12 protein-coding genes are annotated in these 14,685 nt (G+C 65.1%); 3 read left to right on the forward strand and 9 right to left on the reverse strand.

The features are described from left to right. The first annotated feature begins 29 nt into the window (after nucleotides 1–29). Complete coding sequence (locus tag E8M01_RS13175) at nucleotides 30–725, forward strand: ribonuclease T2 family protein (protein ID WP_136960535.1); 696 nt, start codon at nucleotides 30–32, stop codon at nucleotides 723–725. A 63-nt stretch (nucleotides 726–788) separates the two neighbouring features. Here E8M01_RS13175 and E8M01_RS13180 read toward each other — a convergent pair whose 3' ends face one another. Further along, a complete protein-coding gene (locus E8M01_RS13180; protein ID WP_136960536.1) occupies nucleotides 789–3,182 on the reverse strand; it encodes a transketolase-like TK C-terminal-containing protein in 2,394 nt (797 codons plus the stop codon). A gap of 150 nt (nucleotides 3,183–3,332) precedes the next feature. On the opposite strand from E8M01_RS13180, the gene E8M01_RS13185 reads away from it, so the two are divergent. Next, nucleotides 3,333–3,794, forward strand: a complete 462-nt coding sequence (locus E8M01_RS13185; protein ID WP_136960537.1) for an Lrp/AsnC family transcriptional regulator — start codon at nucleotides 3,333–3,335, stop codon at nucleotides 3,792–3,794. A 101-nt stretch (nucleotides 3,795–3,895) separates the two neighbouring features. Continuing rightward, complete coding sequence (locus E8M01_RS13190; RefSeq protein WP_136960538.1) at nucleotides 3,896–5,755, forward strand: extracellular solute-binding protein; 1,860 nt, start codon at nucleotides 3,896–3,898, stop codon at nucleotides 5,753–5,755. Nucleotides 5,756–5,774: 19 nt separating this feature from the next. On the opposite strand, the gene E8M01_RS13195 is transcribed toward E8M01_RS13190, so the two are convergent. The 8 genes from E8M01_RS13195 to E8M01_RS13230 all read right to left on the reverse strand — a co-directional run bounded on the left by E8M01_RS13195 (nucleotide 5,775) and on the right by E8M01_RS13230 (nucleotide 14,620). After that, nucleotides 5,775–6,911, reverse strand: coding sequence for an acyl-CoA dehydrogenase family protein (locus E8M01_RS13195; RefSeq protein ID WP_136960539.1), 1,137 nt, complete (start codon nucleotides 6,909–6,911; stop codon nucleotides 5,775–5,777). 70 nt (nucleotides 6,912–6,981) lie between these two features. Beyond that, on the reverse strand, nucleotides 6,982–8,160 hold the full coding sequence (locus E8M01_RS13200; protein ID WP_136960540.1) for an ABC transporter substrate-binding protein: 1,179 nt from the start codon (nucleotides 8,158–8,160) through the stop codon (nucleotides 6,982–6,984). 116 nt (nucleotides 8,161–8,276) lie between these two features. After that, nucleotides 8,277–10,136, reverse strand: coding sequence for an AMP-dependent synthetase/ligase (locus tag E8M01_RS13205; RefSeq protein ID WP_136960541.1), 1,860 nt, complete (start codon nucleotides 10,134–10,136; stop codon nucleotides 8,277–8,279). Between the two features lie 10 nt (nucleotides 10,137–10,146). Then, nucleotides 10,147–10,935 carry an ABC transporter ATP-binding protein gene (locus E8M01_RS13210; protein ID WP_136960542.1) on the reverse strand — a complete coding sequence of 263 codons (789 nt, stop codon included), beginning with the start codon at nucleotides 10,933–10,935 and terminating at the stop codon, nucleotides 10,147–10,149. Beyond that, nucleotides 10,932–11,720, reverse strand: a complete 789-nt coding sequence (locus E8M01_RS13215; RefSeq protein ID WP_136960543.1) for an ABC transporter ATP-binding protein — start codon at nucleotides 11,718–11,720, stop codon at nucleotides 10,932–10,934. The genes E8M01_RS13210 and E8M01_RS13215 overlap by 4 nt, the downstream gene beginning before the upstream one ends. Next, on the reverse strand, nucleotides 11,717–12,793 hold the full coding sequence (locus E8M01_RS13220; RefSeq protein WP_136960544.1) for a branched-chain amino acid ABC transporter permease: 1,077 nt from the start codon (nucleotides 12,791–12,793) through the stop codon (nucleotides 11,717–11,719). The genes E8M01_RS13215 and E8M01_RS13220 overlap by 4 nt, the downstream gene beginning before the upstream one ends. A gap of 4 nt (nucleotides 12,794–12,797) precedes the next feature. Further along, complete coding sequence (locus E8M01_RS13225) at nucleotides 12,798–13,673, reverse strand: branched-chain amino acid ABC transporter permease (protein ID WP_136960545.1); 876 nt, start codon at nucleotides 13,671–13,673, stop codon at nucleotides 12,798–12,800. Nucleotides 13,674–13,756: 83 nt separating this feature from the next. Next, on the reverse strand, nucleotides 13,757–14,620 hold the full coding sequence (locus E8M01_RS13230; RefSeq protein WP_136960546.1) for a beta-keto acid cleavage family enzyme: 864 nt from the start codon (nucleotides 14,618–14,620) through the stop codon (nucleotides 13,757–13,759). Nucleotides 14,621–14,685: the final 65 nt, after the last annotated feature.

A 14,685-nucleotide genomic window follows, 5' to 3' on the forward strand; every position in this document is an offset into this window, starting at 1 on the left:
CTTCCGGGCAGTTCAACGGGAGGTTGATCATGTCGGTTGCGATCTCGAAGCGTCTGCGCGCGCTCGTCCTTGGCAGTGCCTTGCTGGTCTCGGCCGGGGCTGGCGCTGCCTTCGGCCAGGCGCGCCACGGCGCGACGCCGGGCGAGTTCGATTTTTACGTCCTGGCGCTGTCCTGGTCGCCGTCCTTCTGCGAGGCCCAGGGCGAACGGTCGAGCCGTTCGATGCAATGCGCCGGCGAGCGGCCGTTCAGCTTCGTTGTCCATGGCCTCTGGCCGCAATTCACCCGCGGCTTCCCGGAATATTGCCAGGTTCCGGCGCCCGAGCTCGACCGGCGCGTGGTCAATGGCATGCTCGACATCATGCCGGCGCCGGGGCTGGTCCGTCAGCAATGGGCCAAGCACGGCACCTGCTCGGGCGCGCGCTCGGCCAGCGCCTATTTCGAGACGGTCCGGCAAGCCCGCGCCAAGATCCGCATTCCGCAGGAATTCGAGAACATCACGGCGATCAAGACCGTCTCGCCCGACGAGGTCGAGGACGCCTTCGTGCGCGTCAATCCGGGCCTGGCGCGCGACATGATCAGTGTGCAATGCGACAGCCAGCGGCTGCGCGAGGTGCGCATCTGCATTGGCCGCGACATGAACTTCACCGCCTGCGAGGAAGCCGAGCGGCGCGCCTGCCGGCGCGAGCAGCTGGTACTGCCGCCGGCCCGGGCCGGCCGCAGCTGAGGCCTCGGACCGCCGTCGGCACGTCCTGCGGCACGTCCTGCGTCGATCATGCCGTTCAGGCCGTCAGGGCAGCGCCGCCAGATAGCGCACCGGACGCCCGGCGATCACGGCCTGCGCCGCATGCAGGATGGCGTTGGTGTCGATGCCGAAATGGCGATAGAGGTCGCCGACCGTGCCGGTCTGGCCGAAATGCTCGACGCCGAGCGATTTCAGCCGGTGGCCGTGCACCGAGCCGATCCAGGCAAGCGCGGCCGGGTGGCCGTCGATCACGGTCACCAAACCGCATTCGCGCGACAGGGGCTGGATCAGCCGCTCGATATGACTGGTGGCATTGCCAATCCCGCGCTGGCGCGCCCGTTCGGCGGCGGTCCATCCGGCGTTCAGCCGGTCGGCCGAGGTGATCGCCAGCACGCCGACGTCCCGGTGGCTTTCGGCCAGCAGCCCGGCGGCGGCGATCGCTTCCGGCGCCACCGTGCCGGTATAGGCAATCACCACCTGGCAGTTCGGGCCGGGCCGGCGCATCCAATAGGCGCCGTTGACGATGTCGCGTTGCAGCGCCGCCGTCATGGCCCGTTGCGGCTGGTCGATCGTGCGGGTCGACAACCGCAGATAGACCGAGCCGCCGGTCTCGTCGCGCAGCCAGTTGGCCTCGTCCGGATCATCGCCGCCGTCGCGCTGCATATAGTCGAAGCCGAACTGCATGATGGTTGCGAGTTCGTCGACGAAAGCCGGCTCGAAGGCGGCGAGCCCGTCCTGGGCAATGCCGATCAGCGGCGTCGCGATCGACTGGTGGGCGCCGCCCTCGGGCGCCAGCGTCACGCCTGACGGTGTCGCCACCAGCATGAAACGGGCATCCTGGTAACAGGCATAGTTGAGCGCATCGAGGCCGCGCTGGATGAACGGGTCATAAAGCGTGCCGACCGGCAGCAGCCTTTCGCCGTGGATCGAATGGGACAGGCCGAGCGCCGACAGCATGATGAACAGGTTCATCTCGGCAATACCCAGCTCGATATGCTGGCCCTTGGGCGAGAAGTCCCAGTTGAAGGTCGAGGGGATCCGCTCCTGCTTGAACGTATCGGCGAGCGACTCGCGGGCGAACAGGCCGCGGCGATTGACGAAGGCGCCGAGATTGGTCGACACCGTGACATCGGGCGAGGCGGTGACGATCCGGTCGGCGAAGGTCGTATCCGAGCGGGCGATCTCGTTGAGGATCAGGCCGAAACCCTGCTGCGTCGACATCGCCGCCTGGGCCGGCCAGGCCAGCGTCTCCGGCACCGGAATTTTCGGCGCGGTCAGGCGCCGGGCGCCCTTGCGTGCGAAGGGAACCTTGGCGAGGAAGCTTTCGAGCTCGGCCGGCGCCACCGTCAGCCCCTCGAACCTGTCCCACTCGTGGCCGGTGCGGACGTTCATCGCGCCGCGCAGGGCGTCCATCTGGCCTGATGTCATCAGGCCGGCATGGTTGTCCTTGTGGCCCTGCAGCGGCAGGCCGAAACCCTTGATCGTATAGGCGATGAAACAGACCGGTCGGTCATGGTCGATCCGCTCGAAGGCCTCCAGCAGCAGCGCCAGGTCATGGCCGCCGAGATTGGTCATCAGCCGGGCGAGCTCGGCATCCGAGCGCTTGTCGATCAACCGGGTCACCGGGCCCTGGTCGCCGATATCGTCGGTGAGCCGCTTGCGCCAGGCCGCTCCCCCCTGGAAGCACAGGGCCGAAAACAGCTGGTTCGGGCAAGTGTCGATCCAGGCCCTGAGCCGTTCGCCGCCGGGTTCGGCGAAGGCCGCCTCCTGCAGCTTGCCATGTTTCAGGATGACCACGTCCCAGCCGAAATTGCGGAACATCGCCTCGAACCGTTCCCACAGGCCCTCGCGGATCACCGCGTCCAGGCTCTGCCGGTTGTAATCGACCACCCACCAGGTGTTGCGCAGGCCATGCTTCCAGCCCTCGATCAGCGCCTCGTAGATATTGCCCTCGTCCATTTCGGCGTCGCCGATCAGCGCCACCATGCGGCCTTCCGCCTGGCTCCTGGCCCAGCCATGGGCCTTCACATAGTCTTGCACCAGCGAGGAGAACAGCGTCTGGGCAACGCCCAAGCCGACCGACCCGGTCGAGAAATCGACGTCGTCGCCATCCTTGGTGCGTGAGGGATAGCTCTGGGCGCCCTTGTAGCCGCGGAAATTCTCCAGCTTGGCGCGCGTCTGATTGCCGAACAGATATTGGATGGCGTGGAAATTCGGGCTGGCATGCGGCTTCACCGCCACCCGGTCGTCGGGCCTGAGCACCGCAAAATAGAGCGCCGTCATGATGGTCGCGAGCGACGCCGAAGACGCCTGGTGGCCGCCGACCTTCATGCCGTCAGGGCTGTCGCGCAGGTGATTGGCATGATGGATGGTCCAGGACGCGAGCCACAGCACCTTCTGTTCAAGGGCGGTCAAGGCGGTCAGGCGGCGATCGGTCATGGCATTCCTCGGTCGCGCTTGTTGAGGTGGCGCGCATCGCGCGATCTTGCCAAAGGCGCGGGCGTCATGCCTGCCAAATTTGGCCATGGACGAAGCATCATTTGGCAGTTAGCGCTAAGCCCGGGTTCATTTGAAGTCGAATTATCCAATATGCACCTCGACCAACTCGATCGCCGCATCCTCGCCGAGCTGCAGCGCGACGGCCGGATCACCAATCAGGCGCTGGCCGAGCGGGTCGGCCTGTCGGCAACGCCCTGTTTGCGCCGGGTCAAGCTCCTGGAGGCCGCCGGCATCATCAAGGGTTATGTCGCCATGGTCGACCAGAAGGCGGTCGACCTGCCGGTCAGCGTGTTCATTTCGATCAAGCTCGAGCGCCAGCGCGAGGAGGAGCTCGACCGCTTCGCCGGCGCGGTGGCGCGCTGGCCAGAGGTGATGGAATGCTACCTGATGACCGGCCAGCGCGACTATCTCCTGCGTGTCGTCTGCGCCGACCTGCCGGCCTATGAGCAGTTCCTCAAGGACAAGCTGACCCGCCTCGACGGCGTCGCCTCGATCGAATCGAGCTTCGCGCTGGCCCAGGTGAAACACACCAACGTGTTGCCGATCGCCTGAGATTCGGGCCAGGATCAGGCCGACCGTGCTGATTTGCCTGATTTTCGTCCCTTTGCCGCAGTGCTCTGCTGGCCCGATCAGCCCACCCCGGAAGGTTCGCCATGTTTCGCCCGTCCCGCAGAACTGTCCTGACCCTGGCCGCGGCAAGTGCCGGCGCCGGCCTGCTGGCGCCCGAGGTGCTCGCCGACGCGGAACGCGAGACCCATGGCATCTCGTCCTTTGGCGATCTGAAATATGGCCCGGACTTCAAGCATTTCGACTTCGTCAATCCGCAGGCGCCGAAAGGCGGCGTGTTCAGCCACAGCCCGGCGAGCTGGGGTTTCAACCAGAACCCCACCACCTTCAACACCATGAACACCTTCGTGCTGCGCGGCGACGCGCCGCCGCAGCTCGACGGCATCTTCGCGAGCCTGATGTCGGGCGGCGGCGACGAACCCGATTCGCTTTACGGCCTGGTCGCCGAGCGCGTCCGCATTTCGGCCGATGGCCAGACCTACCGCTTCGTGCTGCGCGACATTGCGAAATTCCATGACGGCACGCCGATCACCGCGGCCGATGTCGCCTGGTCGATGATGACGCTGAAGGAGAAGGGCCATCCGATCCTGCGGGTGATCCTGCGCGACCTTGCCGGCGCCGAGGCCGAGGGCGAAAAGCTGGTCAAGCTGACTTTTGCTCAAGGTCGCTCGCGTGATCTGCCGCTCACGGTTGCCGGCATGCCGATCCTGTCGAAGGCCTGGCATGCAACCCGCGATTTCGAGGCCTCGACCATGGAGCTGCCGCTCGGCTCGTCGGCCTACAAGGTCGGCCGTTTCGAGCCGGGCCGCTTCATCGAATATGAGCGGGTCAAGGATTGGTGGGGCGAGAAGCTGCCGGTCGCGGTCGGCCAGAACAATTTCGACGTCGTCCGGCTGGAATTCTTCCGCGACCGCGACGTCAGTTTCGAGGCCTTCAAGAGCCGCACCTACACCTTCCGCGAGGAGTTCGTCTCGCGCACCTGGGCAACCCAATATGATTTTCCGGCGGCGCGCGATGGCCGGGTGATGCGCAAGGAGCTGCGCGACGAGACGCCATCAGGCGCCCAGGGCTGGTTCATCAATACGCGGCGCGAGAAATTCCGCGACCCGAGAGTGCGCGAGGCCATCGGTCTCGCCTTCGATTTCGAATGGACCAACAAGAACGTCATGTTCGACACCTATAAGCGGACCCATTCGTTCTTCCAGAATTCGCCGATGATGGCCGTTGGCCCACCCTCGGCGGAAGAACTGGCGCTGCTCGAGCCGTTCCGCGACAAGCTGCCGGCGGAAGTGTTCGGCGAACCCTATTCGCCGCCGGTCTCCGATGGCTCCGGCCAGGATCGCAACCTCTTGCGCCGGGCCACCGCGCTGCTTCGCGAGGCGGGCTTTAGCCTGCGCGACAACAAACTCACCGACCCGCGCGGCCAGCCGATGACGATCGAATTTGTCGATTTCGACAATTCGCTCGAGCGCCATACCCAGCCCTTTGTCGCCAATCTGCGCCGGCTCGGCATCGAGGCGAACATTCGGCGGGTCGATTCCGCGCAATATCAGGCACGCCTGAAGGACTATGATTTCGACCTGACCATCCGGCGCTATTCGCTGTCGCTGACCCCCGGCGAATCCATGCGGACCTTTTTCGGTTCGGCCAGTGGCCGCGAACCCGGCTCGAACAATCTCTCGGGCATTGCCGATCCGGTGCTCGACGCCTTGATCGAAAAGGCCCTGGTGGCGAAAAGCCGGCCCGAGCTGACGATGACCTGCAAGGCGATCGACCGGGTGCTGCGGGCCGGCCGCTATTGGGTGCCCAACTGGTACCAGGGCGTCCACAAGATCGCCTATTGGGACATGTTCGGCTTCCCCGAGACCAAGCCGCGTTACGGCCGCGGCGCACCCGGCACCTGGTGGTTCGATCCGGTCAAGGCCGCGCGCATCAGCCAGGGCTGAAGCGGGCGCCGACACGGCGCTACAGCCCCATCTGGCGGCCGGCGAGATCCTTCATGATCTCCTCGGTGCCGCCGCCGATGGCATTGACCTTCACTTCGCGATAGATCCGCTCGACCTTGCCGCCGCGCATGAAGCCGGCGCCGCCGAAGATCTGCACGGCCTCGGAGGCGCAGAAGGCCATGGTCTGGGTGGCCTGGTTCTTCAGCATGCAGATCTCGGCGACCGGGTTCTCGCCCTGCTCCAGCCGCCAGGTCAGCATTTCCAGCCAGGCCTGGCTCGCCGCCACGCGCTCGGCCATGTCGACCAGCTTGTGCCGGATCACCTGGTGCTGGGTCAGCGGCTTGCCGAAGGTCTGCCGTTCTTTGGCATAAGTCCTTGCCTCGTCGAGGCAAACCTCGGCGAAGGCGGTGCAGCCGGCCGCCATGGTCAGGCGCTCGTGGTTGAAATTGCGCATGACGATCTTGAAGCCCTGGCCCTCTTCACCGATCAGGTTCTCTGTGGGCACGCGGACATCATCGAAATGCAGGGTCGCGGTGTCGGAGGCCCACCAGCCCATCTTCTTCAACGGCGTGCGTGAGAAGCCGGGGCTGTCGCGCTCGATCAAGAGCAGGCTGACGCCGCCGGCGCCGGGGCCGCCGGTGCGCACGGCCACGGTGTAATAGTCCGCCCGCATGCCCGAGGTGATGAAGGTCTTCTCGCCATTGACGACATAATGGTCGCCCTGCCGGCGGGCGCTGGTCCGCAGATTGGCGACATCCGAGCCGCCGCTCGGTTCGGTGATGGCGAGCGCCGAAATCTTCGCGCCCGACAGGATCTGCGGCAAGACCCGCGCCTTGACCTCCGGCGTGGCGGCGAGCGCGATCGGCGGCGCGCCGATGGCATGGCTCATCAGGCTGGCGCTGACACCGCCCGAACCCGGCCTGGCCAGTTCCTGCACCGCGACAAGCCACATGAACCGGTCGGCCGCGACCCCGCCATAGGCCTCGGGAAAGCCGAGGCCGATCAGGCCGATCTCGGCGGCCTTGCGGTAGAGCTCGCGGGGGAATTCTTCCTGTTCGTCCCAGGCTTGGGCATAGGGCTCGATTTCGCGCGCGACGAAGCGGCGAACCACGTCGCGAAAGGCCTCGTGGTCGGCCGTATAGAACGGACTGGCCAAAGCGCGGTCCTCATGTCGGTGGTCGGGGTGAGCGCCGCCGGGAGGCCCGGCGGCGCGGGTGTCGCCTGGCTCAATGCGTCGGTATGGCGCCGTGCACCCAATCGCGGGTGATCACCCAGCGGCCGTTGCGCACCTGCGACAGGCGCGCGGAGTTGTTGCAGAGCCGGTTCTGCGCGGTAATGGCACAGCCCTGGCTGCCGAACAGGTCGGTGCCGTAGGGCGTTTCCATGGCGCGCAGGAAGCTCTCGACCGTCAGGTCCTGGCCGGCCTTCACCGCGGCTTCGTAGAACAGATTGCCGATCTGCCAGCCATAGGCCGAGAATACGGTCGGATCCTCGCCGAATTTCGCCTTGTAGCGGACCGCCCATTCGCGGATCGCTGGGTTCGGATCATCCGGATAGGGATGGGCCGTGGTGGTGACCGCATAGAAACCTTCGGCGACCGGCCCGCCGAGCTGCGGAATGAGGTGGGTATAGGCTGCGCTGGTGGCGACGAAGACCGCGTCGAGGCCGATCTTCTTGGCTTCGGCCAGTACGCCGACCGTCTCGCGGATGATCGTGCCCATGACAACGAGATCACAATTGGCCGCCTTCAGCCGGGCCACCTGCGAGGAAAATTCGGTCGCGCCGCGCTTGTAGGACGCCCGTTCGACGAAGGTCTGGTTGAGCGTCGCCAGGGCCGCCTCGCCACCGCGCATGACCTCCAGGCCGAACTCGTCGTCCTGATAGACCACGCAGGCGCGCTTCAGCGCGCGCTCCTTGACGATCTCCGGCAGCATGGTGCGCAACTGGTCGTAATAGGCCGTGGCGAAAGCCATTTTCAGCGGCTGCGCCGGCAGGTACATTTCGCGGGCGGCGGTCACCGGCATGAAATTCGGCACGTTGCGCTCGAACTGCACCGGCATGGCGGCCATGTTCTGCGCCGTGCCGAGATGGCCGATCATCATGAAGATGCGGTCGCTATTGACCAGTTTCTGCGCCGCCAGCAGCGCTTTGCGCGGATCATAGGCGTTGTCCTCGACAATGAGGCGCACCTGCCGGCCATGGATGCCGCCGCGGGCATTCAATTCGTCGAAATACATTTGCAGCCCGCTGCGGATCTGCTTGCCATAGCCCGCCGCTGGTCCGGACAGGTCCTGGATGCTGCCGAGTGTGATCTGGGTGGGCGTGACCCCTTGTGTCTGCGCCCATGCGGTGCCGGCAGTGAGGCAAAGCGCCAGTGCCAGGCCGGTGGTAAGTCTGGTCTTCATCATTTCCTCCATCTGGGTCACCCGCAGTTGCTTCGCGGCGATCTTCTTAGAGTTAGGTCATGAATGCTGGTGGTCGCGCGAGACTAGTCCAATCCGCCAATTTGTCATAGCAGCTGTCATGCCGCGGAACTGCGATACATGCCGTCGATCAGTTCGGCATATTTCTTCTGCACGAAGCCGCGCTTCAGTTTCATGGTCGGCGTCAGCTCCTCGTCTTCGGCTGTCAGCTGCTGTTCGATCAGCCGGAAGCTCTTCACCTGTTCGACCCGGGCGAATTTTTTGTTGACCCGCTCGACCTCGGTCTCGATCAGCGCCTGCACTGCCGGTGCGCGGCAGAGGCTGGCATAGTTGGAGAAGGGTATGTCGCGGTCCTGGGCGAATTTCTCGACATTTTCCAGGTCGATCATGACCAGCGCGGTGAGATAGGGCCGCCGGTCGCCGATCACCACGGCGTCGGTAATATAGGGCGAAAATTTCAGCTCGTTCTCGATCTCGCTCGGCGTGACGTTCTTGCCGCCGGCAGTGATGATGATGTCCTTCATCCGGTCGGTGATCTTGAAGAAGCCCTCATTGTCGACCATGCCGACATCGCCGGTATGCAGCCAGCCGTCGCGAATGGCTTCCGCCGTCTTTTCCGGCTGATTGAGATAGCCCGATATGATGGTCGGACCGCGGGCCAGGATTTCGCCCTCGGGGGAAATCTTCATTTCGATTGCGCTGGTCGGCCGGCCGATGGTGCCGGGCTTGACCCGCTCGAACGGCACGACGCTGCCGGCACCCGATGTCTCGGTCATGCCCCAGAGTTCGAGCAGCGGCACGCCGAGCGCGAAATACCAGCGGATCAGGTCGGGCGAGACCGGCGCGGCACCGGTCGCCAGGAACCGGCAGCGATGGATGCCGATCGCCCGGCGGACATTGTTGAGCGCCAGCCAGCGGCCGAGATGCACCTTCAGCCGCAAGCCGAGCGGGATCGGCTGGCCGTCGATATAGAGGTCGGCGGCCTTGCGGCCCTGTTCGATCGACCAGCCATAGATCAGCCGCTGTGCCGGGGTCGCCTCGGCGAGCCTGATCATCACGCCGGAATAGAATTTCTCCCAGATCCGCGGCACCGCGAAGAAGATGGTCGGCGAGATCTCCCGGACGTTTTCCGGAACCGTTTCCGGGTTCTCGACGAAATTCAGGGTGGCGCCGGAATAGAGCGCCAGGAGCTGCCCGCCGACCCGTTCGGCGACATGGCAGAGCGGCAGGAAAGCCATGCGCTGGTCGTCTTCGTTCTGGCGCAGCGTCTCGTTGGTGATGACCGAGATGGCCGAGAGGATGTTGCGATGGGTGAGCATCGCGCCTTTCGGCTTGCCTGTCGTGCCCGAGGTATAGACCAGGATGGCCAGGTCTTCGGGTTTGCGGCTCTTGAGCCGGCGTGCCCAGAGCTCCGGATCGTTCCCGTCGGTGGCGCGGCCGAGCGCGCGCAGCGCCTCCAGGCTCATCACCTGCGGATCCGAGAAGCGCATCAGACCCTCGGTGTCGAACACGATGATCTTGGCGAGATCGGGCGTGCGGGCCCGGATTTCCAGGATCTTGTCGAGCTGCTCCTCGTCCTCGACGAAGACGAAGCGTGTGGCCGAATCGGTCATCAGATATTCGCACTGTTCCGGCGCGTCGGTCGGATAGATGCCGTTGGAGACGCCACCGGCGCACAGCACGGCGTAATCGGCAAAGGACCATTCCCGCCGGGTGTTGGACAGGATCGAGGCGACGTCGCCGGGCTCCAGCCCGAGGGCTGCGAGGCCAAGCGCGATCTCGCGCACGATGACGCCCATTTCAGTCCAGGTGGTCGACTGCCAGAGCCCGAGATCCTTCTGGCGCAGGGCGATCTTGTCGCCGCGCATGGCGATCGCCGAGGCCAGGATCTCGGCGATCGTTTCGCCGGCGGGGGTCGCCGGGCGGCGGACGTCCTGGAATGGCCAGATTTCCAACATCGGCTGTCTCCTACCGCCACATCTTCTTTTTCTTCCAGCGCCGGTGGCCGCGCACGCCGACATCCTTCAGGCCGAGATAGAATTCCTTGACGTCGTCCTTGTCCCGCAGCTTCGCGCAGCTGTCCTCCATGACGATGCGGCCATGTTCGAGAATGTAGCCGAAATCGGCGGTTTCCAGTGCCATGGCGGCATTCTGCTCGACCAGCAGAATGGTCACGCCGCGCTCGCGGTTGACCCGTTTGACGATGGAAAAGATGTCCTGGGTCAGTTTCGGCGACAGCCCGAGCGAGGGTTCGTCCAGGAGCAGGAGATCCGGCCTGGACATCAGCGCGCGGGAAATGGCGAGCATCTGCTGCTGGCCGCCCGAGAGCAGGCCGGCCTCCTGGTCGGCGCGCTCCTTCAGGATCGGGAAATAGCTCTCGACCAGTTCGAGATCGCGGGCGATCTCGTCGCGATCCGAACGGGTGAAGGCGCCCATCAAGAGGTTGTTGCGCACCGACAGCAGCGGAAACACCTCGCGGCCCTCGGGCGAATGGCTCAGGCCGCGGCGGACGATCTCGGCCGGATCGCGCCGGTCGATCGGCTCGCCCTTGAAGGTGATCGCCCCCTTCTGCGGATCGAGAATGCCGGAGATCGTCTTCAGGATGGTGGTCTTGCCCGCGCCATTGGCGCCCAGCACCGTGACGATGGCGCCCTTGGCCACCGACAGCGAGACGCCGCGAATGGCTTTCACCGCGCCATAGGCCGCCTCGACATTGGCAAGAGTCAGGATGGGTTCGGTCAGGACCGGTGCGGTCATGTCGGCACGACCTCCAGGGCTGGGCGGCCGATATAGGCCTCGATCACGGCGGGGTGGCGCTGCACCTCGTCGGGCTTGCCGAGCGCCAGCACCCGCCCCTGGTTCATCGCCAGCACCCGGTCGGAGACGCGCGACACCAGCGTCATGTCGTGTTCGACCATGATCACGGTGATGCCGAGGTCCTTGGTGATGTCCTCGATCCAGAAGGCCATGTCCTCGGTCTCCTCGACATTGAGGCCGGACGAGGGTTCGTCGAGCAGCAGGAGCTTCGGCTTGGTGGCGAGCGCCCGGCCGAGCTCGACTACCTTGCGCGCGCCATAAGGCAGGCCGGCCACCATGCTGTCGCGGTGAACCGCCAGGTCGAGCAGGTCGATGATCCGCTCGACATGTTCGCGCAGCGCCACCTCGGCGCGGCGCACCGAGGGCAGGAACAGGGCCTCGGTCAGCGGATTGGTGGTGCGGTGGATATGGGCGCCGATCAGCAGGTTCTGCAGCACGGTGGCATGCTCGAACAGCTCGATATTCTGGAAGGTCCGGGCAATGCCGAGGCTTGCCACCCGGTGCGGCGCGACCTGGGTGATGTCCTGGCCCTCGAGCAAGATCGTGCCCGTGGTCGCGTCGTAGATCCGGCTGATGATGTTGAACACCGTGGTCTTGCCGGCGCCGTTCGGCCCGATAATGGTGAAGACCTCGCCCTTGGCGACGGTGAAGCTGACATCGTCGACGGCGCGCAGGCCGCCGAACTGGACCGAAATGCCCTTGGCTTCGAACAGGTGCCCGCTCATTTCAACCGGTCCGATTTCTGGAAGGCCTTCTGCCGGCGGAACATGCCTTTCCGGTAGAACGGGAACAGGTCGAAATAGGCTTTGAGCTTAAGCCATGCGCCGTAGATGCCGAGCGGCTCGAACAGCACGGTGAGGATCAGCATCATGCCGAAAATGGTCGGCTGCAGGCCGGTCGCCTCCGCCAGCGCCGAAGGCATGAGCGGTTTGACCGCATTGATCACCTGCGGCAGCGCGATCAGGAAGATGGCGCCGAAGGCCGCGCCGTGGATCGAACCGAGGCCGCCGATCACCACCATCATCAAGAGCTCGATCGACTGCACGACGGTGAACTGGTCGGGCGACAGGAAGCGGATATTGTGGGCGTAGAGCGCGCCGGCGACGCCGGCGAAGGCCGCGCTGATCGAAAACGACAGCGTCTTGTAGGTGGCCAGGTGCACGCCCATGCTCTGCGCGGAAATCTCGGAATCGCGGATCGCCACGAAGGCCCGGCCGGTCGGCGAGCGCAGCAGGTTGATCAGCACCAGCGCGGCGGCGATGGCGAAGCCGAGGCAGAGATAATAGAAGGCCGGGCCGTCGGCGAAACGCAGGCCGAACAACTGGATCGGCGGCACCATCAGGCCGGCATTGCCGCCGGTGACATGTTCGGCCCGGGCGATGACCTCTTCCACGATGGTGCCGAAGGCGAGCGTCGCGATGCCGAGATAGAGGCCTTTGACGCGCAGGGCCGGCAGGCCGATGATCACGCCGACAATCGCCGCCAGCAGGCCTGACGCGGCAACCGACAGGAAGAACGGCCAGCCGGCAATGGCCAGCACCGCTTCGGTATAGGCGCCGACCGCCATGAAGGCGGCGTGGCCGAGCGACATCTGCCCGGTGAAGCCGGCCAGCAGCATCAGCCCGAAGGCGATGATCGTGTAGATCAGCATCTGCGACATCTGGGTCAGCAGATAGGGCGAGGCCGCCGCCGGAATGGCCAGGAGGGCAACGATCAGCAGGCCGTACCAGAACAGCTGGCCGTTGTGCTGGATCAGGTTGATGTCCTGTTCGTAGCGGGTCTTGAAGATGAACCGCATGGCGTCACACCTTCTTTCGGGCGGTTTCGCCGAACAGGCCGGTGGGTTTGAACACCAGCATGAGCAGCACGACGACGAAGGCGGCGACGTCCTTGAAGCCCTCCATCAGGTAGAAGCCGGCGAGAGACTCGACGACGCCGATGATCAAGCCCCCGACGATCGCGCCGGGCAGGCTGGTGAAGCCGCCGATGACCGCGGCCGGAAAGGCCTTGATGCCGATCAGCCCCATATTGGCATGGACGAAGGTGAGCGGCGCCAGCAGGATGCCGGCAATCGCCGCGACCGCCGCGCTGATCCCCCAGATCAGCCCCGACAGGCGCTTGACCGGAATGCCCATGTAATAGGCCGCCAGCTGGTTCTGCGACATGGCCTGCATGGCGATGCCGACCTTGGTGTAATGGAACATGGCGGCGAGCAGGCCGCACAGCACGATGGTGGCGGCGATGATGACGATGTGCTCGGCGCTGATCACCAGCGTGCCGAGCCGGAAGATCTCGCCGCGGAACGGCACCGGCAGCGCATGGGTGTCGGTGCCGACCACCGGGATCATGGTGACCAGGCCGCGCGCCATATAGCTCAGCCCGATGGTCACCATGACGATCGAGAAGGCGGGGTGGCCAAGGATCGGCTGGAGCACGACGCGTTCGATGGCAAGGCCGATCAGCGCGGTCGCGGCCATGGCGGCCAGGATCACCAGCCAATAGGGCAAGCCGAGCGTGGTGGCGGCGAACAGGCCGGCAAAGGCGCCGATCATCATCAACTCGCCCTGGGCGAAATTGACGGTTTCGGTCGCCTTGTAGATGAGCACGAAGCCGAGCGCGATCAGGCCATAGATGCAGCCTTGCGCGAGCCCGCTGATCACCAGCTGAACGATCTGCAAACGGTTCTCCCCTTTGGGCTGTCGGCGTTCCCCATGCACGGCTTGTGGGCCGAGGCCGGTTGATCCGGCCTTCGGCCAGGCTGTCATTGCAGCTTCAGGATCGTACGGGCCTCCTCGGGGCTCGCGACCGTGCGGCCCGCCTGTCTTACGTATGCCGCGAGCTGATCGATCAGCGGGCCGTTCGACGCGACCTTGGTGCCGTCGTCCCGGTAGAACGTGTCTTCCAGCCCGCTACGCAAATGGCCGCCGAGCTCGGCGCAGCGCCGGTGCAGCGGCCAGATGCCGCCGCGGCCGATGGCGGTGACCTGCCAATTGGCGGCCGGCGCCTTCAGCTTGATCAGGATCGGCAGCAGATCGGGGTCGGCCGGCATGCCGGATTCGACGCCCATGACGAAATTGTACTGCAGCGGTCCCTTGACCATGCCGACTTGCGAATACATCGCGACGCAGCGGGCGATGCCGACGTCGAAACATTCGAACTCCGGCAAGGTGCCGGCGCTGGCCATCACATCGAGATAGGCCTGGATCTTCTCGACCGGATTGTCGAACAGCATCGGCTTCCAGGCCCAGGTCCCGTCCGCCTTGACCTTCAGATAATTGAGCGAGCCGGCATTGCAGGCGGCCATTTCAGGTTTGGTTTCGCGAATGCAGGCGAGCGCGCCGGCATAATCGGGACCGACGACACCGGAGGTGTGATTGATGATCACATCTGGACAGGCGGTGCGGATCGCCGCCTGCACCTCGACCGAAAGCGAGGTGTCCCAGGACGGCAGATGGCCTTTGCCCTCGCCCTGCTGGCGCAGGTGGATATGCATGACGGATGCGCCGGCGTCATAGGCACGCTTCGCCTCGGCCGCCATTTCGGCCGGCGTGACCGGCACGCTATGCTGCTTCGGATCAGTCAGCACGCCGTTCAGCGCGCAGGTGATGATCGCCTTGTCGCTCATGGCCGGCTCGTTCCCGAATGACCTTGGCCCGTGATCTCGAGGGCCATCGTTTCAGTCCCGCCGGG

This window comes from Phreatobacter stygius (genome assembly GCF_005144885.1).
GTDB lineage: Bacteria > Pseudomonadota > Alphaproteobacteria > Rhizobiales > Phreatobacteraceae > Phreatobacter > Phreatobacter stygius.

What these genes read in the sequence shown, in the direction of transcription:
- E8M01_RS13175 (WP_136960535.1), top strand. Translation starts at nt 30, where the DNA reads ATGTCGGTTGCGATCTCGAAGCGTCTGCGCGCGCTCGTCCTTGGCAGT.
- E8M01_RS13180 (WP_136960536.1), bottom strand. Translation starts at nt 3,182, where the DNA reads ATGACCGATCGCCGCCTGACCGCCTTGACCGCCCTTGAACAGAAGGTG.
- E8M01_RS13185 (WP_136960537.1), top strand. Translation starts at nt 3,333, where the DNA reads ATGCACCTCGACCAACTCGATCGCCGCATCCTCGCCGAGCTGCAGCGC.
- E8M01_RS13190 (WP_136960538.1), top strand. Translation starts at nt 3,896, where the DNA reads ATGTTTCGCCCGTCCCGCAGAACTGTCCTGACCCTGGCCGCGGCAAGT.
- E8M01_RS13200 (WP_136960540.1), bottom strand. Translation starts at nt 8,160, where the DNA reads ATGAAGACCAGACTTACCACCGGCCTGGCACTGGCGCTTTGCCTCACT.
- E8M01_RS13205 (WP_136960541.1), bottom strand. Translation starts at nt 10,136, where the DNA reads ATGTTGGAAATCTGGCCATTCCAGGACGTCCGCCGCCCGGCGACCCCC.
- E8M01_RS13210 (WP_136960542.1), bottom strand. Translation starts at nt 10,935, where the DNA reads ATGACCGCACCGGTCCTGACCGAACCCATCCTGACTCTTGCCAATGTC.
- E8M01_RS13215 (WP_136960543.1), bottom strand. Translation starts at nt 11,720, where the DNA reads ATGAGCGGGCACCTGTTCGAAGCCAAGGGCATTTCGGTCCAGTTCGGC.
- E8M01_RS13220 (WP_136960544.1), bottom strand. Translation starts at nt 12,793, where the DNA reads ATGCGGTTCATCTTCAAGACCCGCTACGAACAGGACATCAACCTGATC.
- E8M01_RS13230 (WP_136960546.1), bottom strand. Translation starts at nt 14,620, where the DNA reads ATGAGCGACAAGGCGATCATCACCTGCGCGCTGAACGGCGTGCTGACT.